This window comes from Spongiimicrobium sp. 3-5 (genome assembly GCF_046557915.1).
Classification (GTDB): Bacteria; Bacteroidota; Bacteroidia; order Flavobacteriales; family Flavobacteriaceae; genus JBHEBG01.
Window position 1 is genome coordinate 102,715 of sequence record NZ_JBHEBG010000003.1, and the last position, 21,159, is coordinate 123,873.

The window sequence follows — 21,159 nt, forward strand, 5'->3', positions numbered from 1 at the left end:
CAAATACTTGTTTTAATTGGGATAAGTATTGAAAATATTGCAATTCTTTTGTTTTTTTCTTGGTTCAACTATCTTCCATAAACAACGATTGTTAATAGAAGGTTGCCAAAAGCTTATGTTTTGAAATAGTGTATATATATAATAGGTATAACAAATAGTGCTTTTACATTTTGAGAAGGGTTATGATAAGGGGCTATACCCCTAAGCGGTAACCAAAGCAGGGTATTTAAATAGTGCACTACAAAGGGTAACCTAAAAACGCTATGAAAGGATTACAAATATTCTTTAAAATTGTATCTTTAGGTATTAACCAAAAACCAGGTACTATGCTTTACAGTAAATTGAAATTCCCATTCTCATTGGTTAGTACCATATCACTTTTTACAATATCTGTTTTAATGGGGCAACAGACCGTAAATGTGCAACAGAGTGCCTATGCTTCTTATCAAGTAGGGCTTCAAGGTCTGGGGCCCGACTTTGGGAATAATCCGGCTTCCGAAAACTTCTATAGCGATATGCGAATTAGATTTGGTAAGATGGGTATAGAGGAAAAACTTGAGTTAGAGGATATCGATGGTTCAATTTATATAAATGAGGTATTTGTATTGGGAGCGGTTTATTTTGGCGATGAACCTGCCAAAAATCTTTACATGCGATACAATGCGTTTAACGATGAGATAGAGATTAAGGAATCTAAATCGGCCGCTACCAAAACCATGGCCTTGGTTAAGACCAAGGACGTTTCCTGTACAATGGGCGTGGACAAGTGGAACTATATGCAATTTGAGGATAAAACCGGGTCGCAGTCCCAAGGGTATCTAAACCTTATCTATTCCGCAGAGGAATATAAACTCTATGAACAAAAGCGTAAATTGTTTAAAGAGGGGAAGCAAGCCAAAACCTCTCATGCCACTTCTTTTCCACATAGGTTTGTGGACGAGACTAATTATTATCTTTCCGTTTTGGGAGCTACTCCCGCATATATCAACGGCAAAAAAGCAGATGTCGTAGCCCTGTTCGATCCAAAAAAGCAGAATGATATAAAAAAATTCCTCAAACAAAAGAAGGTTAGTCTAAAAGACAAAAATGGCCTGGTTAATCTTATGGCCTATGCCAATTCTCTTTAACAATCTTTGATCTTGTAGTCTTACGTTTGGCCAATATCATCGCCTATGCTGTTTTAAGCGATTGAAAACGCTAAAAATAAAATATAAAAACCCGCTATTTTACGGGTTTTTTTCATCCATGTAACAGACTTTCATTCCTATTTTTAAAAGCACCGGAAAAATTAATGTCTTAAGGTTTGAATTATTATGAATAATTATTACATTTGCCAGCCCTTAAAAGGGGGTAAAAATTATACATATATAATATAGTATGCCAACAATTTCACAATTAGTACGAAAAGGAAGGGCCACAATTACTAAGAAGAGTAAATCGGCTGCTTTGGATTCGTGTCCTCAAAGACGAGGGGTTTGTACGCGTGTTTATACCACTACGCCTAAGAAACCAAATTCTGCAATGCGTAAAGTTGCTAGGGTAAGGTTAACCAATGGTAAAGAGGTAAACGCATATATCCCAGGTGAGGGTCACAATTTGCAAGAGCACTCGATAGTATTAGTAAGAGGCGGAAGGGTAAAGGATTTGCCAGGAGTTAGGTATCATATCGTTAGGGGAGCTTTGGACACCGCAGGTGTTGCAGGTAGAACCCAACGTAGATCTAAGTATGGTGCAAAACGCCCTAAAAAGTAATCATAACTTTTAAAGAGAAGACATGAGAAAAAAGCAGGCAAAAAAGAGACCACTTTTACCAGATCCACGGTTTAACGATCAATTGGTTACGCGTTTTGTAAACATGATGATGTGGGACGGTAAAAAATCCATCGCCTTTAAGGTGTTTTACGATGCCATAGATATCGTTGACGAAAAGAAAACGGATGATGAAAAAACTGCGTTGGAATTATGGAAAGACGCACTTTCCAATGTCATGCCGCACGTAGAAGTAAGAAGCCGAAGAGTTGGAGGGGCTACCTTCCAGATACCAATGCAAATTAGGCCAGACCGTAAGATTTCTACCGCTATGAAGTGGTTGATCAGTTTTGCGCGTAAGCGAAACGAAAAATCCATGGCGCAAAAATTGGCATCAGAAATTTTGGCCGCGGCCAAGGAAGAAGGCGCCGCCGTTAAAAGAAGGGTAGATACCCATAAAATGGCCGAAGCAAACAAAGCATTCTCTCACTTTAGATTCTAAGCATCAAAAATGGCAAGAGATTTAAAATATACAAGAAATATAGGTATTGCAGCGCATATTGATGCTGGGAAAACTACTACTACAGAGCGTATCCTTTATTATACAGGGGTAAGTCATAAAATTGGTGAGGTACATGATGGCGCGGCCACTATGGACTGGATGGAGCAAGAGCAAGAGCGTGGAATTACAATTACTTCTGCCGCTACTACATGTACTTGGGATTTTCCAACCAATAATGGTCAGAAAATTGATAGCTCCAAACCATACCACTTTAACATTATAGATACTCCCGGTCACGTGGATTTTACTGTTGAGGTAAATAGGTCGCTAAGAGTATTGGACGGTCTGGTATTCCTATTTAGTGCCGTTGACGGTGTTGAGCCTCAATCCGAGACCAACTGGAGATTGGCCGATAATTACAAGGTGCCAAGAATGGGCTTTGTAAACAAAATGGATAGACAAGGATCTAACTTCCTTATGGTTTGTAAGCAAGTTAAAGACATGTTGAAATCTAACGCAGTACCTATCGTTTTGCCTATTGGTGACGAAGCTGATTTTAGGGGTATTGTGGATTTGGTAAAAAACCGAGCCATTGTTTGGCATGAGGAAAACATGGGGTCTACTTTTGACATTGTGGACATTCCTGCCGATATGGTGGACGAAGTTAAGGAGTACAGGGCAATTTTGATTGAAGCAGTTGCCGAGTATGACGAAAATTTAATGGAAAAATTCTTCGAGGATGAAGATTCCATAACAGAAGATGAGGTACATGCAGCTTTAAGGGCGGCGGTAATGGACATGAGCATTATTCCAATGATCTGTGGTTCGTCCTTTAAAAATAAAGGCGTTCAATTTCTTTTGGATGCGGTATGTCGTTATTTGCCATCACCTTTGGATAAAGAAGCTATTTTAGGTACTGATCCAAATTCTGGAAACGAGATTTCTAGAAAGCCAGACCCAAAAGAACCATTTTCTGCGTTGGCTTTTAAAATTGCAACCGACCCGTTCGTAGGTCGCTTGGCATTTTTTAGGGCATATTCAGGAAGGTTGGATGCCGGCTCCTATGTACTCAACAATCGTTCTGGGAACAAGGAGAGGATTTCTAGAATTTATCAGATGCATTCCAATAAGCAAAATGCCGTTGAATATATCGAGGCCGGAGATATTGGCGCAGCTGTAGGTTTTAAAGATATAAAGACAGGAGATACGCTTTCCTCAGAGAAACATCCTATTGTTTTGGAAAGCATGGATTTTCCAGATCCGGTAATAGGTATCGCAGTTGAGCCTAAAACCAAGGCCGATATTGATAAGTTGGGTATGTCACTGGCAAAATTGGCCGAAGAAGATCCTACTTTTCAGGTAAAAACAGATGAAGCTTCCGGGCAAACTATTATATCCGGGATGGGAGAATTGCATTTGGATATCATCGTGGACCGTCTTAGGCGCGAGTTTAAGGTAGACGTAAACCAGGGGCAACCCCAGGTAGAATATAAAGAAGCTATTACTGCTGCGGCTGATCATAGGGAAGTTTACAAGAAACAGAGTGGTGGTCGAGGAAAATTTGCTGACATTGTGTTTACCATTGAACCAGCAGAAGAAGGTAAAAGTGGATTGGAGTTTGTTTCCGTGATTAAAGGTGGAAACGTACCAAAAGAATTTATTCCTTCTATAGAAAAAGGGTTTAAAATGGCCATGAAGAATGGTCCGTTGGCAGGTTATGAAATGGATTCCATGAAAGTAACCTTAAAGGATGGGTCTTACCACGATGTGGATTCTGATCAATTATCCTTTGAGCTTGCAGCAAAATTGGGATATAAGAATGCTGCCAAAGCTGCAAAAGCGGTGATCATGGAGCCAATTATGAAGTTGGAAGTACTTACACCTGAAGAAAACATGGGTGATATCGTAGGTGACCTTAACCGTAGAAGAGGACAGGTTAGTGACATGTCGGATCGTGCAGGTGCCAAGGTTATCAAGGCTACTGTGCCACTTTCGGAAATGTTTGGGTATGTAACCTCATTGAGGACTTTGTCCTCGGGTAGAGCTACATCAACCATGGAGTTTTCACACTACGCTGAAACGCCTTCCAATATAGCTGAAGAGGTGATTAAGTTAGCTAAAGGTGTAACCGCTTAAATTTTAATGAGATGAGTCAGAAAATCAGAATAAAATTAAAATCATACGATCACAACTTGGTTGATAAGTCTGCCGAGAAAATCGTTAAGACGGTGAAAACCACGGGTGCCGTAGTTACCGGGCCAATTCCTTTACCAACGCACAAAAAGATATTTACAGTATTGCGTTCACCGCACGTAAATAAAAAATCTAGGGAACAATTCCAACTAAGTTCTTACAAAAGACTTTTGGATATTTATAGTTCTTCTTCCAAGACCATAGATGCTCTTATGAAGTTAGAACTCCCCAGTGGTGTTGAAGTAGAGATAAAGGTATAGTGAAATTTCGTTTCGGAAGGAAACGGATAACATGTCCCGAGCGTTTCGCGAAGGAAAAACGGTTAAAAAATATATTCAGGGTTGAATTATTTTTAACCCTGTTTTTTTGCCTGGTATTGGCAAGTTAGAAAGAGTAATTAAAACTAAATTAAATATAAATATGTCTGGGTTAATAGGAAAAAAAGTAGGTATGACCAGCATTTTCGATGAGAATGGAAAAAATATTCCATGTACTGTTATCGAAGCTGGGCCATGCGTAGTTACCCAAGTCAGAACCGAAGAGGTAGACGGGTACAGTGCCCTTCAGCTTGGTTTCGATGACAAGGCAGAAAAGCGTGCAAATAAGGCCGAAACAGGTCATTTTAAAAAAGCAGGTGCTTCTCCCAAGAAAAAAGTCGTTGAGTTCCATGGTTATGAAGGAGAATACAAATTGGGCGACACACTTGGTGTGGATGTCTTTGTAGAAGGAGAGTTTGTGGACGTGTCGGCAACATCCAAGGGAAAAGGTTTCCAAGGGGTGGTAAAACGACATGGTTTTGCTGGTGTAGGCCAGGCAACCCACGGACAACATAACAGATTAAGGGCTCCAGGATCTATCGGTGCCGCCTCGTATCCTGCAAGAGTTTTCAAGGGTATGAAAATGGCCGGAAGAATGGGTGGCGGAAAAATAACGGTCCAAAACCTTAGAGTTTTAAAAGTAGTTCCGGAGAAGAACCTTTTAGTTGTAAAAGGTTGTGTGCCCGGTCATAAAAACGCTTACGTAACGATTCGAAAGTAATGAAGGTAGCAGTTTTAGATATCAAAGGAAAAGAAACAGGAAGAAAGGTAGACCTTTCTGATGCTGTTTACGCGATAGAGCCCAATAACCATGCTATTTACTTGGATGTAAAGCAATACTTGGCACACCAAAGACAAGGTACGCACAAGGCAAAGGAAAGAGCTGAGATCGTGGGTAGTACAAGAAAGATCAAGAAACAAAAAGGGACAGGTACGGCCCGTGCGGGTAGTATCAAATCTCCAATATTTCGTGGTGGTGGTAGAATTTTTGGGCCAAGACCTAAGGATTATAAGCAAAAACTGAATAAGAACGTAAAGCGTTTGGCAAGAAAATCGGCCTTTAGTTTGAAGCTTAAAGAGAAGGCTATTTTGGTTGTTGAAGACTTCAGTTTTGATACACCAAAAACTAAGGATTTTATGCAAGTTTTGAAGTCCCTCGGACTGGAAAACAAAAAATCTTTAATTGTGTTGGGCGATTCAAATAATAGCGTATATTTGTCGTCACGCAATTTGAAACGTTCAGACGTTGTAAGTAACTCAGAATTAAGCACTTACCAAATATTAAATGCAAATAATATTGTGCTGCTTGAAGGTTCATTGGAAGGTATTGAATCGAACTTAAATAAATAGGAAAACCATGAGTGTGTTAATAAAACCAATTATTACGGAAAAGATGACTGCGGATAGCGAGTTGTACAATCGTTATGGTTTCGTGGTAGATCTTAAGGCGAACAAGCTTCAGATCAAAGATGCCGTTGAGGCTACCTATGGAGTTTCCGTGAATAAAGTTCGTACAATGAATTATGGCCCTTCGCGCAAAACGCGTTTCACTAAAACTGGTGTGCAGCACGGAAAAACGAATGCTTTCAAAAAAGCTATCGTTGATGTTGCAGAAGGTGATATTATTGATTTTTACAGTAATCTATAAAGACAAGAAATGTCAGTTAGAAAATTAAAACCAATCACTCCTGGACAGCGTTTTAGAGTAGTAAACGGATTTGACGCGATTACTACTGATAAGCCGGAGAAAAGCTTGCTTGCTCCGTTAAAAAAGTCGGGAGGTAGAAACAGTCAGGGAAAAATGACCATGCGCTACAAAGGCGGGGGTCATAAAAGAAGGTACAGGATTATGGATTTTAAAAGGGAGAAGCAAGGAGTTGCAGCTACCGTAAAATCTATTCAGTACGATCCAAACAGAACAGCTTTTATTGCTTTGGTGGAATACACCGATGGTGAGAAGAGATATATATTGGCGCAGAACGGTCTTCAGGTAGGTCAGCAGGTTTCCTCAGGGGAAAAGGCGACTCCAGAAATTGGAAATGCACTTCCTTTAAGTGAAATTCCATTAGGAACCATTATTTCTTGTATTGAATTACGTCCCGGTCAGGGAGCTGTAATGGCAAGGAGTGCAGGTACATTTGCGCAATTAATGGCAAGGGAAGGCAAGTTTGCCACTGTAAAGTTACCATCTGGGGAAACAAGATTGGTATTGGCAAATTGCTTGGCAACAATTGGTGCCGTATCCAATTCGGACCATCAGTTGATTGTGTCTGGTAAGGCAGGTAGAAGTAGATGGTTGGGAAGAAGGCCAAGAACTAGGCCAGTAGCCATGAACCCTGTGGATCATCCGATGGGTGGTGGTGAAGGAAGGGCCTCCGGTGGTCATCCAAGATCTAGAAACGGCGTTCCTGCAAAAGGGTATAGAACACGTTCCAAGACCAAGAGCACCAATAGATATATAATAGAACGTAGAAAGAAATAAAAAGTAGAAAGAAATGGCACGTTCACTAAAAAAAGGACCTTACGTTCACTATAGTTTGGATAAGAAAATCCAACAAAACGTCGATTCAGGAAAAAAGAGTGTAATTAAGACCTGGTCCAGGGCTTCAATGATCACTCCGGATTTCGTTGGACAGACAATTGCGGTTCATAATGGTAGACAATTTGTACCCGTTTATGTTACAGAGAACATGGTAGGGCATAAATTAGGAGAATTTTCACCTACACGATCTTTTAGAGGTCATGCCGGTGCAAAAAATAAAGGAAAAAAGTAAGCTATGGGAGTTCGAAAAAGACAAATGGCCGAAAGAATCAAGGCAGAGAAAAAGCAAATTGCATTTGCAAAGTTGAACAACTGCCCTACTTCACCCAGAAAAATGCGCCTTGTAGCGGATTTGGTTAGAGGTGTTAAAGTAGAACAGGCCCTTGCGATATTGAAGTTTAATCAAAAAGAAGCTTCCCGTAGGGTAGAAAAGTTATTGCTTTCCGCTATTGCCAACTGGCAAGCCAAAAATGAGGATGCCAATATTGAGGATGCCGATCTCTTTGTACAGGAGATCCGTGTAGACAGTGGTAGCATGCTAAAAAGGTTAAGACCGGCCCCGCAAGGAAGAGCACATAGAATTAGAAAGCGTTCCAACCATGTTACCTTGGTTTTGGGAGCTAACAATAACGCACAAAGCTAGAGTAGTAGTATGGGACAAAAAACAAATCCAATCGGGAATCGTCTTGGTATCATCAGAGGATGGGAATCCAACTGGTACGGTGGAAACGATTATGGCGATAAACTTGCCGAAGACGACAAGATCAGAAAATATGTTCATGCACGTTTGGCAAAAGCAAGTGTATCCAGAGTTATCATAGAGCGTACTCTTAAACTTATTACCGTTACCATTACTACTGCAAGACCAGGTATTATCATTGGTAAAGGTGGTCAGGAAGTGGATAAATTAAAAGAAGAGCTTAAGAAGATTACAAGTAAGGAAGTACAGATCAATATCTATGAGATTAAAAGGCCAGAGGTCGATGCCAATTTGGTAGCGGCAAGTGTGGCCCGTCAGATCGAAAATAGAATTTCATACAGACGAGCTATAAAAATGGCTGTTGCAGCGGCAATGAGGATGAATGCAGAGGGCATAAAGATTCAGATTTCAGGACGTTTGAACGGTGCGGAAATGGCACGATCGGAATCTTATAAGGATGGCCGTATACCACTATCCACTTTTAGGGCCGATATCGATTATGCCTTACATGAAGCACATACTACCTATGGAAGATTGGGTATAAAAGTATGGATCATGAAAGGTGAAGTATACGGTAAAAGAGAGCTTTCTCCTTTGGTAGGTATGTCCAAAGGTCAGGGTAAAGGTGGCAAGCAAGATGGCAAGAAACCACAACAACGTCGTAGAAAGTAATTGTTAAAGAAGTAAGAAGAAATGTTACAGCCAAAAAGAACTAAGTTTCGCAAAGCGCAAAAGGGACGTATGAAAGGGATTTCCGGAAGGGGTCATCAACTTTCTAACGGTATGTTCGGTATCAAATCATTGGATTCCAAGTTTATTACCTCACGTCAGATTGAAGCTGCGCGTATTGCGGCAACTAGATATATGAAAAGGGAAGGACAATTGTGGATAAAAATATTCCCGGACAAGCCTATCACCAAAAAGCCTCTAGAGGTTCGTATGGGTAAAGGTAAGGGAGCCCCGGAATATTTTGTAGCAGTAGTTACCCCCGGAAGAATAATGTTCGAGGTTGCAGGTGTCCCCATGGATGTTGCCAAGGAGGCCTTACGGCTGGCCGCACAGAAACTACCCGTTAAAACAAAGTTTATTGTAGCAAGGGATTATTCGGCTTAATTTTTAATTGTAAGGTATTATGAAACAATCAGAAATAAAAGAACTATCGGTTGAAGCATTGGCAGAAAAATTTGCCGAATACAAAAAGCAACACGCAGATTTAAAAATGGCCCATTCCGTTACACCGTTGGAAAACCCTCTACAGATAAGAACTCTGAGAAGGACCGTGGCGAGATTGGCTACTGAATTAACAAAAAGGGAAAACCAATAACTGGTTCTGCTTTATGGAAAAAAGAAACTTAAGAAAAGAAAGAGTAGGAGTTGTTACGAGTAACAAAATGGAAAAATCAATTGTGGTTTCCGAAGTTAAGCGTGTTAAGCACCCTATGTACGGTAAGTTCGTTTTAAAGACGAAAAAATATGTTGCACACGATGAGACCAACGATTGCAATATTGGAGATACGGTAAAGATCATGGAAACACGTCCTTTAAGTAGAACCAAATGTTGGAGATTGGTAGAAATCATTGAAAGAGCTAAATAATTATGTTACAACAAGAATCTAGATTAAAAGTAGCGGACAATACGGGGGCAAAAGAAGTTTTGACCATTCGTGTGCTTGGTGGTACAAAAAGAAGATATGCTTCTGTAGGTGATAAGATAGTGGTTACTGTTAAAGAAGCTGCTCCAAATGGTACAATTAAAAAAGGTGCCGTTTCCACAGCCGTTGTTGTACGTACCAAAAAAGAAGTTAGGAGACCCGATGGTTCTTATATACGTTTTGATGACAATGCATGTGTGCTTTTAAACCCAACGGGGGAAATGAGGGGAACACGTGTTTTTGGCCCTGTGGCAAGAGAGCTTCGAGACAAACAGTTTATGAAGATAGTATCATTGGCCCCTGAGGTGCTTTAATATAATTAGGAAGATGATAAAGCTAAAAATAAAAACAGGAGATACCGTTAGAATAATTGCCGGAGACCATAAAGGGACAGAAGGTAAAATACTAACGATAGACCGCGAAAAGAATAAGGCTATTGTTGAAGGTGCCAATATGGTATCTAAACACGAAAAGCCTAGTGCCAAGAACCCACAAGGTGGCATCGTAAAAAAAGAGGCTCCTTTACATATTTCAAATTTGGCGTTGATCGATTCAAAATCGGGAGAGACCACCAGAATTGGATATGAGATAAGGGATGGTAAAAAAGTAAGGTTTTCCAAGAAATCCAATGAAGTAATTTAGTTATGGCTTACGTTCCAAGATTAAAACAAGAATATAAAGAGCGCGTTATAGACGCCCTTAAGGGAGAGTTTGGTTACAAAAATGTAATGCAGGTTCCCAAATTGCAAAAAATAGTTGTCAGTAGGGGAGTTGGTGCCGCTGTGGCCGATAAGAAGCTTATTGACTACGCTTTGGACGAGCTCACAACCATTACCGGCCAAAGGGCAATTGCCACAATGTCCAAAAAGGATGTTGCTGCTTTTAAATTGCGTAAAGGTATGCCTATCGGAGCCAAAGTAACCTTGCGAGGAGAAAAAATGTATGAATTTCTAGATAGGTTGGTAACAACAGCATTGCCACGTGTAAGAGATTTCCAGGGCATAAGGGCAACAGGGTTTGATGGCAGAGGAAATTACAACCTTGGGGTAACGGAACAGATAATCTTTCCAGAGATGAATATTGACAAGATCAATAGAATTAATGGAATGGACATAACTTTTGTAACTACCGCAGGTACGGACAAAGAAGCAAAATCATTATTAACCGAGTTAGGACTTCCTTTTAAAAAGAACTAGTATGGCTAAAGAATCAATGAAAGCCCGCGAGGTAAAAAGAGCAAGAACGGTAGCTAAATATGCCGAAAAGAGAAAGGCATTGAAAGAAGCCGGGGACCATGAGGCCTTGCAGAAATTGCCGAAGAATGCATCACCTGTGCGCATGCACAACCGGTGCAAATTAACAGGAAGACCTAAAGGATATATGAGAACCTTTGGTGTTTCTAGGGTAATGTTCAGGGAAATGGCCAATAAAGGGTTAATTCCTGGGGTTAAAAAAGCAAGTTGGTAATACTTAAAAGGTAGAGAAGATGTTTACAGATCCTATAGCAGATTATTTAACAAGAATTAGGAATGCCAGCAGAGCAGGCCACAGGGTAGTAGAAATACCTGCTTCCAATTTAAAAAAGGAAGTAACAAAAATATTGTTCGATCAAGGATATATCTTAAGTTATAAATTTGAGGACAACGCGGTTCAAGGGATCATCAAAATCGCTTTGAAATACGATAGATTGACGAAAGAACCCGTAATTAAAAAAATACAACGTATCAGTAAGCCCGGTTTGCGTAAGTATACTGGATCTGGCGACTTGCCACGCGTACTTAACGGCCTAGGGGTAGCAATTGTGTCTACTTCCCATGGTGTTATGACCGGTAAGCAGGCCAGAAAGGAAAATGTCGGCGGCGAGGTTTTGTGTTACGTCTATTAATACGATAAAAGAGTTAGAACAATGTCTAGAATAGGAAATAACCCAGTAGCGCTTCCAGAAGGTGTAACCGCAGAGGTAAAAGAAAATGTGATTTACATTAAAGGGAAGTTGGGAGAACTTGAGCAAGAATTTTCCGCAGTCTCCATTAAGGTGGAAGATGGACAGGTTTGGGTAACCAGGCCATCAGATTCCAAGGAGCATAAGGCCAAACACGGACTGTACAGATCTTTAGTGTTCAATATGATCGAAGGAGTCTCCAAAGGTTGGACCAAGGAGTTGGAATTGGTTGGTGTAGGATATAGAGCCAGCAACCAAGGTCAAAAATTAGACCTTGCCTTAGGATTTTCTCACAATATAGTAATGAATCTGGCTGCTGAGGTTAAAATAGAGACCACTTCCGAAAAAGGGAAGAACCCAATTATAAAACTAACGTCGCACGATAAACAATTGGTGGGGCAGATTGCCGCCAAGATCAGATCTTTCCGTAAGCCAGAACCTTACAAAGGAAAAGGAATTAAGTTTGTGGGCGAACAATTGAGAAGAAAAGCAGGTAAATCAGCATAATTAGTAGTATTATGATATTGTCAAAGACGCAAAGAAGACAGCGAATAAGAAGAAGAATCAGAAAAGTTTCTTTTGGAACTGCTGAAAGACCAAGATTGGCCGTTTTTAGAAGCAATAAGGAAATATATGTTCAACTTATAGATGATAACAAAGGAACTACTTTGGTAGCTGCTTCGTCTAGAGATAAGGAGTTCAGTGGTGCCAAAGGCACAAAAACGGAGATTGCAGCGCTCGTTGGAAAGGCTATCGCGGAAAAGGTGAAAAAAGCCGGATACGAAGCAGTTGCTTTTGACAGGGGTGGTTGTTTGTACCACGGACGTGTAAAATCATTGGCGGAAGCCGCAAGGGAAGCAGGACTTAAATTCTAAAAAATATTATGTTCCAGAAATACAAAAATGTAGAAACCGTAAAGCCAGGGGGATTAGAGTTAAAAGATCGCTTGGTAGGTGTGCAAAGGGTTACCAAAGTTACCAAGGGTGGTAGAGCCTTTGGATTTTCGGCTATCGTTGTGGTAGGTGATGAAAATGGCGTTGTAGGTCACGGACTGGGTAAATCAAAGGAAGTAGCTACCGCAATTGCGAAAGCTATTGAAGATGCCAAAAAGAATCTAGTGCGAATTCCTTTGAATAAAGGGACGCTTCCACACGAGCAAAAAGGAAAATTTGGTGGTGCCCGAGTTTACGTTCAACCTGCGTCACACGGTACCGGAGTAATTGCAGGAGGAGCGGTTAGGGCGGTCTTGGAAGCTGTTGGAGTACATGATGTACTATCCAAGTCCCAAGGATCTTCCAACCCGCATAACGTTGTTAAAGCTACATTTGATGCGCTTTTACAGTTGCGTGGAGCAACGACAGTTGCAAATCAAAGAGGTATTTCTTTGGAGAAAGTGTTCAAAGGGTAAAGCAAGGATATAATGGGAAAGATCAAAGTAAAGCAGTTAAAGAGCAGTATTAAGAGACCACAGAACCAAAAAAGAACTTTGGAAGCACTTGGTCTAAGAAAAATTGGGCAAGTAGTGGAGCATGATACCACGCCTAATATTCTTGGTATGATAAATAAAGTTAAACACTTAGTTTCTACTGAAGAAGCTTAATATAATAACAGTGTGATGAATTTAAGTAATCTAAAACCAGCAGAAGGCGCTGTCCATAAAGCAGGAAAGAGAGTAGGAAGAGGGCAAGGTTCCGGCAAAGGGGGTACAGCTACCAGAGGGCATAAAGGTGCGAAATCTAGATCTGGGTATTCCAAGAAAATTGGTTTTGAAGGTGGTCAGATGCCCCTTCAAAGACGTGTTCCTAAGTTTGGTTTTACAAATATCAATAGAAAGGAATATACTGGGATCAACCTAAACAAATTGCAAGAATTGGTAGATAAGAAAGTGGTGAAGGATACCATTACTTTGGAGACCCTTGTAGAAAATAGATTGGCCGGTAAAAACGATTTAGTTAAAATTTTGGGAGGTGGAGAATTAAAGGCTTCCCTTAAAGTTACCGTACATAAATTTACTGCTACCGCCAAAGCGGCTATAGAAGCTACAGGTGGCGAAGCAATAAGTTTATAAGCATTACATTATGAAGAAATTTTTTGAGACAATATCCAATATTTGGAAAATAGATGAACTTAGAGGTAGGATAATAATTACCCTAGGATTACTCTTGGTTTATCGTTTTGGCGCCCAAGTGGTGCTTCCAGGTATTGACACATCTCAATTGGCGGAATTATCCTCCAATACGGACAGTGGTATTTTGGGTATTCTTAACGCATTTACTGGTGGGGCTTTTGCCAATGCATCGGTATTTGCCTTAGGTATTATGCCCTATATCTCGGCTTCCATTGTAGTACAACTCATGGGAATCGCAATTCCGTATCTTCAAAAATTACAGAAAGAAGGAGAAAGTGGAAGAAAGACCATAAATCAAATTACCAGATGGCTAACCATTGGTATCTGTATTGTGCAGGCACCGGCTTATCTATATAGTTTAGGAGCACTAGGTGTTCCGGATAGTGCTTTTCTATTGGGCAAAGGACTTGGTTTTATAGTACCCTCCGTAATTATCTTGGTTACAGGATGTGTTTTTGCGATGTGGCTAGGTGAAAAAATTACGGATAAGGGGATAGGTAATGGAATATCATTACTGATCATGATTGGGATCATTGCCACTTTACCACAATCTTTTGTTCAAGAATTCATTTCTAGAACGGCAAACAATACTGGTGGATTGATGTTCATTCTTATTGAAGTCATTATTTGGTTCGTGGTTATCCTGGCAAGTGTGCTATTGGTTATGGCCCAACGACAAATACCAGTACAATATGCCCGCAGAACGGCGTCTGGTGGCTACGAAAAAAACGTTATGGGTTCTAGGCAATATATTCCACTTAAGCTAAACGCTTCGGGAGTTATGCCAATAATATTTGCACAGGCAATTATGTTTGCCCCAGGCTTACTTGGAAAAACTTTTAACAATACAGCTGTTGGCCAGTGGATGGAGGTACAGTTCCAAGATATTTTTGGCTTGGCCTATAACATCCTGTTTGGATTGTTGATTATAATTTTTACTTATTTCTATACCGCTATTACGGTACCGACCAATAAAATGGCCGATGACCTAAAGAGAAGTGGTGGTTTTATCCCCGGGATTAGACCAGGAAAGGAAACAGGTGAATTTTTAGATAAGATAATGTCTCTTATAACCTTGCCAGGTTCCGTATTTTTGGCCCTTTTGGCCGTACTACCGGCAGTTGTTGTAAAGCTTATGGATGTACAACCCGGATGGGCACTGTTTTATGGTGGAACATCACTACTTATTATGGTAGGTGTTGCCATAGATACCGTTCAACAGGTTAATTCCTATTTGTTGAATAGACATTATGATGGATTGATGAAAACCGGTAAAAACAGAAAAGTAGCATAAGTAATGGCTAAACAAGCAGCGATAGAGCAAGATGGAACCATAATTGAAGCGTTGTCCAATGCAATGTTTAGAGTAGAATTAGAAAATGGTCATGTAGTAACGGCACATATCTCTGGTAAAATGCGCATGCATTACATTAAGTTATTACCAGGGGATAAAGTAAAGTTGGAAATGAGCCCGTACGATTTGACCAAAGCAAGAATTACATATAGATATTAAGACGATGAAAGTTAGAGCATCAGTAAAAAAGAGAAGTGCCGAGTGCAAAATTGTGCGTAGAAAAGGCAGGTTGTACGTAATTAATAAAAAGAATCCTAGATTTAAACAAAGACAAGGGTAATTATGGCAAGAATTGCAGGAATAGATATACCAAAACAGAAGAGAGGGGTAATAGCACTTACCTATATTTTTGGTGTCGGTAAAAGTAGGGCCAAAGAAATTTTGGAAAAAGCCCAAGTCAGTGAGGATACGAAGGTATCGGATTGGAACGATGATGAAATTGGTCGTATTAGAGATGCGGTTTCGTCGTATACGATTGAAGGTGAATTACGTTCCGAAACGCAATTGAACATTAAGCGTTTAATGGATATCGGATGTTATAGAGGTATCCGTCATAGATCTGGTCTTCCACTTAGAGGGCAAAGGACCAAGAATAATTCTAGGACGCGAAAAGGAAAAAGAAAAACAGTTGCTAACAAGAAAAAAGCAACCAAATAATACGTAGGTAACTATGGCAAAGACAGGTACGAAAGCGACAAAAAAGCGCAAGGTAATTGTAGAGTCTGTTGGAGAAGCCCATATAACAGCTTCTTTCAATAATATCATAATCTCGTTGACCAATAAAAAGGGCGATGTAATTTCTTGGTCCTCAGCAGGCAAAATGGGTTTCAGAGGTTCTAAAAAGAATACTCCGTATGCAGCTCAAGTAGCCTCTGAAGATTGTGCGAAAATAGCACACGAGGCTGGTCTAAGAAAAGTAAAAGTTTACGTAAAAGGACCTGGTAACGGCAGGGAATCTGCAATTCGTTCCATACACAATGCCGGTATAGAAGTTACGGAAATCGTAGATGTTACCCCATTGCCGCATAATGGGTGTAGACCTCCAAAAAGAAGAAGAGTTTAATCAATATTAATCAATAGTCCGTTAAAAAAGGACGTTTCACAGGAAAGGTAGTTACGATTATCGAAGGATAAGCCTTAATTCATAATCACGTTTCCAAATTAAAAGAAGATGGCAAGATATACAGGACCAAAAACTAAGATCGCGCGTAAGTTTGGCGAAGCGATTTTCGGAGACGATAAGTCTTTTGAGAAAAAAAGTTACCCACCAGGGCAGCACGGGCAAAACAGACGCCGAGGAAAAAAATCGGAATATGCCGTTCAGCTTATGGAAAAGCAAAAAGCAAAGTACACCTACGGTATTTTGGAACGTCAGTTCAGAAATTTATTCTCCAAGGCCAATAGAAGCAAGGGAGTAACCGGTGAGGTATTATTACAATTATGCGAATCGCGTTTGGACAACGTGGTTTATAGAATGGGTGTTTCTTCCTCTAGAAGAGGAGCAAGGCAGTTGGTATCCCATAGACACATCACTGTAAACGGTGAATTGGTCAATATACCTTCATATTCCTTAAAAGCCGGTGATGTTGTAGGCGTTAGGGAGAAATCCAAATCACTACAGGCTATCCAAGACTCATTAGCTGCCAACAGCAGTGTTTATGAATGGATTACATGGAACTCGGAAAAGATGGAAGGCACTTTTGTTTCCATACCGGAAAGGGTTCAGATTCCAGAAAACATCAAGGAACAATTAATCGTCGAGTTATACTCAAAATAAAACAACACTGATCCAATTATGGCATTATTTAATTTTCAGAAACCCGATAAAGTAATAATGATTGATTCCTCAGATTTCGAAGGGAAGTTTGAATTCCGCCCTTTGGAACCTGGTTATGGATTAACCGTTGGAAATGCACTAAGAAGAGTTTTACTTTCCTCTTTGGAGGGTTTTGCTATCACTTCTGTTAGGATTGATAAAGTAGAACACGAATTTTCCGTTATTTCAGGTGTTGTAGAAGACGTTACTGAGATTATACTTAATCTTAAACAAGTACGCTTCAAAAGACAGATAGAAGACGTGGATAGCGAAACAGTATCTATTTCCGTAAGCGGAAAAGAACAATTGACAGCTGGGGATTTTCAAAAATTCATTTCAGGCTTTCAGGTTTTAAATCCGGATATGGTAATCTGCAATATGGATCCCAAGGTAAGCATCAACATGGAGTTGATCATCGAAAAGGGAAGAGGATATGTCCCTGCAGAGGAGAATAAGAAATCTAACGCACCTTTAGGAACCATTGCTGTGGATTCTATTTTTACGCCGATCAAAAACGTAAAATATAGTATAGAGAACTTTCGTGTAGAGCAAAAAACCGATTATGAAAAATTGGTTTTCGAAATTGAGTCAGATGGTTCTATACACCCTAAAGATGCTTTAACAGAAGCTGCTAAGGTATTGATTCATCACTTTATGTTATTCTCTGATGAGCGTATTACCTTGGAGGCCGATGAAATTGCGCAAACGGAAACCTATGATGAGGAGTCTTTACATATGCGTCAGCTTTTAAAGACCAAACTTGTGGATATGGACCTATCCGTAAGAGCCTTAAATTGTTTGAAGGCTGCAGAGGTAGATACCTTGGGTGATTTGGTTTCTTTTAATAAGAACGATTTAATGAAATTTAGAAACTTTGGTAAAAAGTCGTTGACCGAGTTGGAAGAGTTGGTCATCAACAAAGGGCTAAGTTTTGGAATGGATTTATCAAAATATAAATTGGATAAGGATTAATTTACTTTATACATCTAGGTTAAACCTAATGTTATAGGGGAAATATATAGTTAAGAACGATGAGACACGGTAAGAAAGTCAATCATTTAGGAAGAAAGGCAGCCCATAGAAGGGCTATGCTGGCCAATATGGCCTGTTCCTTAATAGAACACAAGAGAATAAATACTACGGTTGCCAAAGCCAAGGCCTTAAAGCAATTTATAGAGCCTTTGATCACAAAATCAAAAGCAGAGAACAACCAAACGGTAGAGAAAGGTACCCACAACAGACGTATCGTATTCAAAAACCTTAGGGACAAGTATGCGGTTACGGAACTTTTCAGCGGGGTTGCCGAGAAAGTAGGCGACAGACCAGGAGGATATACAAGAATCATCAAGTTGGGAAATCGTCTTGGGGACAATGCCGATATGGCCATGATAGAGCTTGTGGATTTTAATGAAATCTATAACGCCGGGAAACCAGCGAAAAAGAAATCAACAAGAAGAGGTAGAACCAAAAAGGCAGCTGCTCCCGCCACTCCGGTAGCGGAAACTAAGACCGATGATTCAGAAGAATAAATTGTTATTAAATTTTTAATAATTGAAAAAGGATAAGCCTAAAAGCTTATCCTTTTTTTGTGTTTATTTGTTAAACTTTAATTCATTATACGCTAAATGAAGTATCAAACAAGAAAAAAGGCAATATTACTTTTGGCCGACGGTACCATTTTCCATGGAAAATCCGTTGCAAACAATGAAGGAACAGCTTTCGGGGAGGTGTGTTTTAATACTGGAATGACAGGCTACCAGGAGATTTTTACCGACCCTTCCTATTTTGGACAACTTATGGTGACAACCAATGCACATATTGGTAACTACGGCACCAATAAAGATGAAGTAGAGTCTAATTCTGTTAAGATTGCAGGCTTAATCTGCAAAAATTTCAGTTATGAATACTCCAGACCCAGTGCGGATCTAAGCTTAGAGCAGTTTTCGGAAGAAAGTAAACTTTTTGCCATTTCCGATGTGGATACCAGGGCATTGGTGAGCTATATAAGGGATAATGGTGCCATGAACGCTGTTATTTCCACTGAGGTAGACAACGTTGAAGGCCTTAAACAACAATTGCAGAAAATTCCGAGTATGGTTGGTTTGGAGCTTTCATCCAAAGTATCGACCAAAGAACCCTATTTTTTCGGTAAGGAAAATGCCAAATATAAAATTGCAGCCTTGGATATCGGCATTAAAAAGAACATTCTCCGCAATTTGGCCAAAAGGGATGCGTATATAAAGGTATTCCCCTATAATGCTACCTTTAAAGACCTTAGTGATTGGAATCCGGATGGGTATTTTATTTCCAATGGCCCTGGAGATCCAGAGCCTTTGGAAGATGCCATACTTACCGCCAAAGAAATAATAGCCAATGATAAGCCGCTTTTTGGTATCTGTCTTGGGCATCAGGTGATCGCATTGGCAAACGGAGTATCTACCTATAAAATGCATAACGGACATAGAGGCATAAATCACCCTATAATGAACTTGGTTACCGGAAAGGGAGAGATTACCTCTCAAAACCACGGTTTTGCCATCAATAGAGAAGAAACCGAAGCCAATAAAGAATTGGAAATTACCCATGTGCATCTAAACGACCAAACGGTTGCTGGGATACGAATGAAAAACAAAAAGGTGTTTTCCGTGCAGTATCATCCGGAAGCCAGTCCAGGACCTCATGATGCCGAATACCTTTTCGATCAGTTTTTTGAAATGATAGGATCTTCTGTGAACTAAAACGTTTTCGTTTAAGGAATTGTTATTTTCTTAAGAATACTCATGGTTTATGACAAATGTTCAGCCTTGGCTTTTGTATATTTGCAGCGTTGAAAATCAACCATAAACAAAATAAAATCATATGAGTATTATCATTAATGTTCACGCAAGGCAAATTTTGGATTCTAGGGGCAACCCTACGGTAGAAGTAGATGTAATTACGGAAAATGGCGTTTTGGGTAGGGCGGCAGTTCCTTCTGGTGCGTCTACCGGTGAGCATGAGGCCGTTGAACTTAGGGACGGTGGAGATACCTTTATGGGCAAAGGCGTTCGCAAGGCCGTGGATAACGTAAATACCACAATTGCGGAAGAAATAGTTGGAATGTCCGTATTTGAACAAAACTTACTAGATCAGACCATGATTGATCTAGACGGTACCCCGAACAAATCAAAATTAGGCGCCAACGCCATTCTAGGCGTTTCTTTGGCAGTAGCAAAGGCCGCAGCTGATGAAATGGGGATGTCATTATTTCGTTATGTTGGTGGAGTAAGTGCCAATACCTTGCCAGTTCCTATGATGAACATTATTAATGGAGGTTCGCATTCCGATGCTCCAATAGCTTTTCAGGAGTTTATGGTAATGCCGGTTAAGGCAAAGAACTTTTCCCATGCCATGCAAATGGGTACGGAAATCTTCCACAATCTTAAAAAAGTCTTGCACGATAGGGGTTTAAGTACAGCTGTAGGTGACGAGGGAGGTTTTGCGCCTACTTTGGACGGTACGGAAGATGCTTTGGATACTATTGGAAAGGCCGTGGAAAAAGCAGGATATACTTTAGGAGATGATGTAATGATAGCCCTGGACTGTGCCGCAGCGGAATTTTATGTGGACGGAAAGTATGACTACACCAAATTTGAAGGTGACAAGGGAGCAGTAAGGACCTCAGAGGAACAAGCACAATATCTGGCAGACCTATGTGCAAAATACCCGATTATATCTGTAGAGGACGGCATGGATGAAAATGATTGGGATGGCTGGAAAGCCTTAACCGATAAGGTGGGTGACCGTGTACAATTGGTGGGAGATGACCTATTTGTTACAAACGTGGAGCGTTTGTCCAAGGGTATTGAAAATGGCATTGCCAATTCCATACTTATAAAAGTAAATCAGATAGGAACACTTACCGAAACCATCTCTGCTGTAAACATGGCGAAGAATGCCGGTTATACTTCAGTAATGTCGCACCGATCTGGTGAGACCGAAGATAATACTATCGCGGATTTGGCAGTGGCTTTAAATACCGGACAAATAAAAACAGGTTCGGCATCTAGATCGGATAGAATGGCAAAATATAATCAGTTGCTTCGTATAGAGGAAGAATTGGGAGATACGGCTTGTTATCCTCAGATGAAGGCCTTTAAGATAAAATAAAATTACCTTTTGTTAACCCATAAAAAGCCTTTCCAATTTGGAAAGGCTTTTTCTTTGTATTATGATAAGATTTTGTTGAAATCAGAACACTAATTTCCTTATCTTTCAATATAAA

At 40.2% G+C, this 21,159-nt stretch carries 35 protein-coding genes; all 35 read left to right on the forward strand.

The window, feature by feature from the left end; genetic code table 11:
* Positions 1 to 326 precede the first annotated feature (326 nt).
* Positions 327 to 1,127, forward strand: a complete 801-nt coding sequence (locus ACEQ81_RS11945) for a hypothetical protein (protein WP_411031132.1) — start codon at positions 327 to 329, stop codon at positions 1,125 to 1,127.
* A 250-nt stretch (positions 1,128 to 1,377) separates the two neighbouring features.
* A complete protein-coding gene (gene rpsL / locus ACEQ81_RS11950) occupies positions 1,378 to 1,752 on the forward strand; it encodes a 30S ribosomal protein S12 (RefSeq protein ID WP_013305196.1) in 375 nt (124 codons plus the stop codon).
* Positions 1,753 to 1,774: 22 nt separating this feature from the next.
* Positions 1,775 to 2,251 carry a 30S ribosomal protein S7 gene (gene rpsG / locus ACEQ81_RS11955; protein ID WP_411031133.1) on the forward strand — a complete coding sequence of 159 codons (477 nt, stop codon included), beginning with the start codon at positions 1,775 to 1,777 and terminating at the stop codon, positions 2,249 to 2,251.
* Positions 2,252 to 2,260: 9 nt separating this feature from the next.
* Entirely contained in the window at positions 2,261 to 4,387 is a 2,127-nt protein-coding gene (fusA, locus tag ACEQ81_RS11960) for an elongation factor G (RefSeq protein ID WP_411031134.1), read from the forward strand.
* Between the two features lie 11 nt (positions 4,388 to 4,398).
* A complete protein-coding gene (gene rpsJ / locus ACEQ81_RS11965; protein ID WP_007094989.1) occupies positions 4,399 to 4,704 on the forward strand; it encodes a 30S ribosomal protein S10 in 306 nt (101 codons plus the stop codon).
* A gap of 160 nt (positions 4,705 to 4,864) precedes the next feature.
* Entirely contained in the window at positions 4,865 to 5,482 is a 618-nt protein-coding gene (gene rplC / locus ACEQ81_RS11970) for a 50S ribosomal protein L3 (RefSeq protein WP_411031135.1), read from the forward strand.
* Positions 5,482 to 6,111, forward strand: a complete 630-nt coding sequence (gene rplD / locus ACEQ81_RS11975; protein WP_411031136.1) for a 50S ribosomal protein L4 — start codon at positions 5,482 to 5,484, stop codon at positions 6,109 to 6,111. Before rplC ends, rplD begins: the two co-directional genes overlap by 1 nt.
* 7 nt (positions 6,112 to 6,118) lie before the next feature.
* Positions 6,119 to 6,409: a 50S ribosomal protein L23 gene (gene rplW / locus ACEQ81_RS11980; protein WP_411031137.1), complete on the forward strand. Its 291-nt coding sequence runs from the start codon at positions 6,119 to 6,121 to the stop codon at positions 6,407 to 6,409.
* A gap of 9 nt (positions 6,410 to 6,418) precedes the next feature.
* Positions 6,419 to 7,243, forward strand: coding sequence for a 50S ribosomal protein L2 (rplB, locus tag ACEQ81_RS11985; protein ID WP_411031138.1), 825 nt, complete (start codon positions 6,419 to 6,421; stop codon positions 7,241 to 7,243).
* Between the two features lie 13 nt (positions 7,244 to 7,256).
* Positions 7,257 to 7,535 carry a 30S ribosomal protein S19 gene (rpsS, locus tag ACEQ81_RS11990; RefSeq protein ID WP_411031139.1) on the forward strand — a complete coding sequence of 93 codons (279 nt, stop codon included), beginning with the start codon at positions 7,257 to 7,259 and terminating at the stop codon, positions 7,533 to 7,535.
* 3 nt (positions 7,536 to 7,538) lie between these two features.
* Entirely contained in the window at positions 7,539 to 7,946 is a 408-nt protein-coding gene (gene rplV / locus ACEQ81_RS11995) for a 50S ribosomal protein L22 (protein WP_411031140.1), read from the forward strand.
* A 9-nt stretch (positions 7,947 to 7,955) separates the two neighbouring features.
* Positions 7,956 to 8,675 (forward strand): 30S ribosomal protein S3, encoded by a 720-nt coding sequence (rpsC, locus tag ACEQ81_RS12000; RefSeq protein WP_411031141.1) that lies wholly within the window; start codon positions 7,956 to 7,958, stop codon positions 8,673 to 8,675.
* Positions 8,676 to 8,696: 21 nt separating this feature from the next.
* The gene (gene rplP / locus ACEQ81_RS12005; protein ID WP_411031142.1) at positions 8,697 to 9,116 is read left to right on the forward strand and encodes a 50S ribosomal protein L16; all 420 of its coding nucleotides are present in this window, start codon (positions 8,697 to 8,699) and stop codon (positions 9,114 to 9,116) included.
* A 19-nt stretch (positions 9,117 to 9,135) separates the two neighbouring features.
* Complete coding sequence (gene rpmC / locus ACEQ81_RS12010; protein WP_411031143.1) at positions 9,136 to 9,327, forward strand: 50S ribosomal protein L29; 192 nt, start codon at positions 9,136 to 9,138, stop codon at positions 9,325 to 9,327.
* A 13-nt stretch (positions 9,328 to 9,340) separates the two neighbouring features.
* Positions 9,341 to 9,598, forward strand: coding sequence for a 30S ribosomal protein S17 (gene rpsQ / locus ACEQ81_RS12015; RefSeq protein WP_411031144.1), 258 nt, complete (start codon positions 9,341 to 9,343; stop codon positions 9,596 to 9,598).
* Between the two features lie 2 nt (positions 9,599 to 9,600).
* Positions 9,601 to 9,969 carry a 50S ribosomal protein L14 gene (gene rplN / locus ACEQ81_RS12020; protein ID WP_411031145.1) on the forward strand — a complete coding sequence of 123 codons (369 nt, stop codon included), beginning with the start codon at positions 9,601 to 9,603 and terminating at the stop codon, positions 9,967 to 9,969.
* A 13-nt stretch (positions 9,970 to 9,982) separates the two neighbouring features.
* A complete protein-coding gene (gene rplX / locus ACEQ81_RS12025; RefSeq protein WP_411031146.1) occupies positions 9,983 to 10,297 on the forward strand; it encodes a 50S ribosomal protein L24 in 315 nt (104 codons plus the stop codon).
* 2 nt (positions 10,298 to 10,299) lie between these two features.
* Positions 10,300 to 10,851 carry a 50S ribosomal protein L5 gene (gene rplE, locus ACEQ81_RS12030; RefSeq protein ID WP_411031147.1) on the forward strand — a complete coding sequence of 184 codons (552 nt, stop codon included), beginning with the start codon at positions 10,300 to 10,302 and terminating at the stop codon, positions 10,849 to 10,851.
* 1 nt (position 10,852) lies between these two features.
* The gene (gene rpsN, locus ACEQ81_RS12035) at positions 10,853 to 11,122 is read left to right on the forward strand and encodes a 30S ribosomal protein S14 (RefSeq protein WP_411031148.1); all 270 of its coding nucleotides are present in this window, start codon (positions 10,853 to 10,855) and stop codon (positions 11,120 to 11,122) included.
* A gap of 19 nt (positions 11,123 to 11,141) precedes the next feature.
* Positions 11,142 to 11,540 (forward strand): 30S ribosomal protein S8, encoded by a 399-nt coding sequence (gene rpsH / locus ACEQ81_RS12040; RefSeq protein ID WP_411031149.1) that lies wholly within the window; start codon positions 11,142 to 11,144, stop codon positions 11,538 to 11,540.
* A 21-nt stretch (positions 11,541 to 11,561) separates the two neighbouring features.
* The gene (gene rplF, locus ACEQ81_RS12045; RefSeq protein WP_411031150.1) at positions 11,562 to 12,104 is read left to right on the forward strand and encodes a 50S ribosomal protein L6; all 543 of its coding nucleotides are present in this window, start codon (positions 11,562 to 11,564) and stop codon (positions 12,102 to 12,104) included.
* Positions 12,105 to 12,115: 11 nt separating this feature from the next.
* Complete coding sequence (gene rplR, locus ACEQ81_RS12050) at positions 12,116 to 12,472, forward strand: 50S ribosomal protein L18 (protein ID WP_411031151.1); 357 nt, start codon at positions 12,116 to 12,118, stop codon at positions 12,470 to 12,472.
* Positions 12,473 to 12,480: 8 nt separating this feature from the next.
* On the forward strand, positions 12,481 to 13,005 hold the full coding sequence (rpsE, locus tag ACEQ81_RS12055) for a 30S ribosomal protein S5 (RefSeq protein WP_411031152.1): 525 nt from the start codon (positions 12,481 to 12,483) through the stop codon (positions 13,003 to 13,005).
* Between the two features lie 12 nt (positions 13,006 to 13,017).
* A complete protein-coding gene (gene rpmD / locus ACEQ81_RS12060; protein WP_411031153.1) occupies positions 13,018 to 13,197 on the forward strand; it encodes a 50S ribosomal protein L30 in 180 nt (59 codons plus the stop codon).
* 15 nt (positions 13,198 to 13,212) lie between these two features.
* Positions 13,213 to 13,665 carry a 50S ribosomal protein L15 gene (gene rplO, locus ACEQ81_RS12065; RefSeq protein ID WP_411031154.1) on the forward strand — a complete coding sequence of 151 codons (453 nt, stop codon included), beginning with the start codon at positions 13,213 to 13,215 and terminating at the stop codon, positions 13,663 to 13,665.
* Between the two features lie 10 nt (positions 13,666 to 13,675).
* Complete coding sequence (secY, locus tag ACEQ81_RS12070; protein WP_411031155.1) at positions 13,676 to 15,019, forward strand: preprotein translocase subunit SecY; 1,344 nt, start codon at positions 13,676 to 13,678, stop codon at positions 15,017 to 15,019.
* Positions 15,020 to 15,022: 3 nt separating this feature from the next.
* Positions 15,023 to 15,238, forward strand: a complete 216-nt coding sequence (infA, locus tag ACEQ81_RS12075) for a translation initiation factor IF-1 (RefSeq protein ID WP_011710675.1) — start codon at positions 15,023 to 15,025, stop codon at positions 15,236 to 15,238.
* 4 nt (positions 15,239 to 15,242) lie between these two features.
* A complete protein-coding gene (ykgO, locus tag ACEQ81_RS12080; protein WP_073370549.1) occupies positions 15,243 to 15,359 on the forward strand; it encodes a type B 50S ribosomal protein L36 in 117 nt (38 codons plus the stop codon).
* Between the two features lie 2 nt (positions 15,360 to 15,361).
* Positions 15,362 to 15,736 (forward strand): 30S ribosomal protein S13, encoded by a 375-nt coding sequence (gene rpsM / locus ACEQ81_RS12085; protein WP_411031156.1) that lies wholly within the window; start codon positions 15,362 to 15,364, stop codon positions 15,734 to 15,736.
* A gap of 13 nt (positions 15,737 to 15,749) precedes the next feature.
* Entirely contained in the window at positions 15,750 to 16,142 is a 393-nt protein-coding gene (gene rpsK / locus ACEQ81_RS12090; protein WP_411031157.1) for a 30S ribosomal protein S11, read from the forward strand.
* A 108-nt stretch (positions 16,143 to 16,250) separates the two neighbouring features.
* Entirely contained in the window at positions 16,251 to 16,856 is a 606-nt protein-coding gene (gene rpsD, locus ACEQ81_RS12095) for a 30S ribosomal protein S4 (RefSeq protein ID WP_411031158.1), read from the forward strand.
* 18 nt (positions 16,857 to 16,874) lie between these two features.
* Positions 16,875 to 17,867 (forward strand): DNA-directed RNA polymerase subunit alpha, encoded by a 993-nt coding sequence (locus ACEQ81_RS12100; protein ID WP_411031159.1) that lies wholly within the window; start codon positions 16,875 to 16,877, stop codon positions 17,865 to 17,867.
* A 59-nt stretch (positions 17,868 to 17,926) separates the two neighbouring features.
* The gene (gene rplQ, locus ACEQ81_RS12105; protein ID WP_411031160.1) at positions 17,927 to 18,424 is read left to right on the forward strand and encodes a 50S ribosomal protein L17; all 498 of its coding nucleotides are present in this window, start codon (positions 17,927 to 17,929) and stop codon (positions 18,422 to 18,424) included.
* 96 nt (positions 18,425 to 18,520) lie between these two features.
* Positions 18,521 to 19,633, forward strand: coding sequence for a glutamine-hydrolyzing carbamoyl-phosphate synthase small subunit (carA, locus tag ACEQ81_RS12110; RefSeq protein WP_411031161.1), 1,113 nt, complete (start codon positions 18,521 to 18,523; stop codon positions 19,631 to 19,633).
* Between the two features lie 121 nt (positions 19,634 to 19,754).
* A complete protein-coding gene (gene eno / locus ACEQ81_RS12115; protein ID WP_411031162.1) occupies positions 19,755 to 21,044 on the forward strand; it encodes a phosphopyruvate hydratase in 1,290 nt (429 codons plus the stop codon).
* Positions 21,045 to 21,159: the final 115 nt, after the last annotated feature.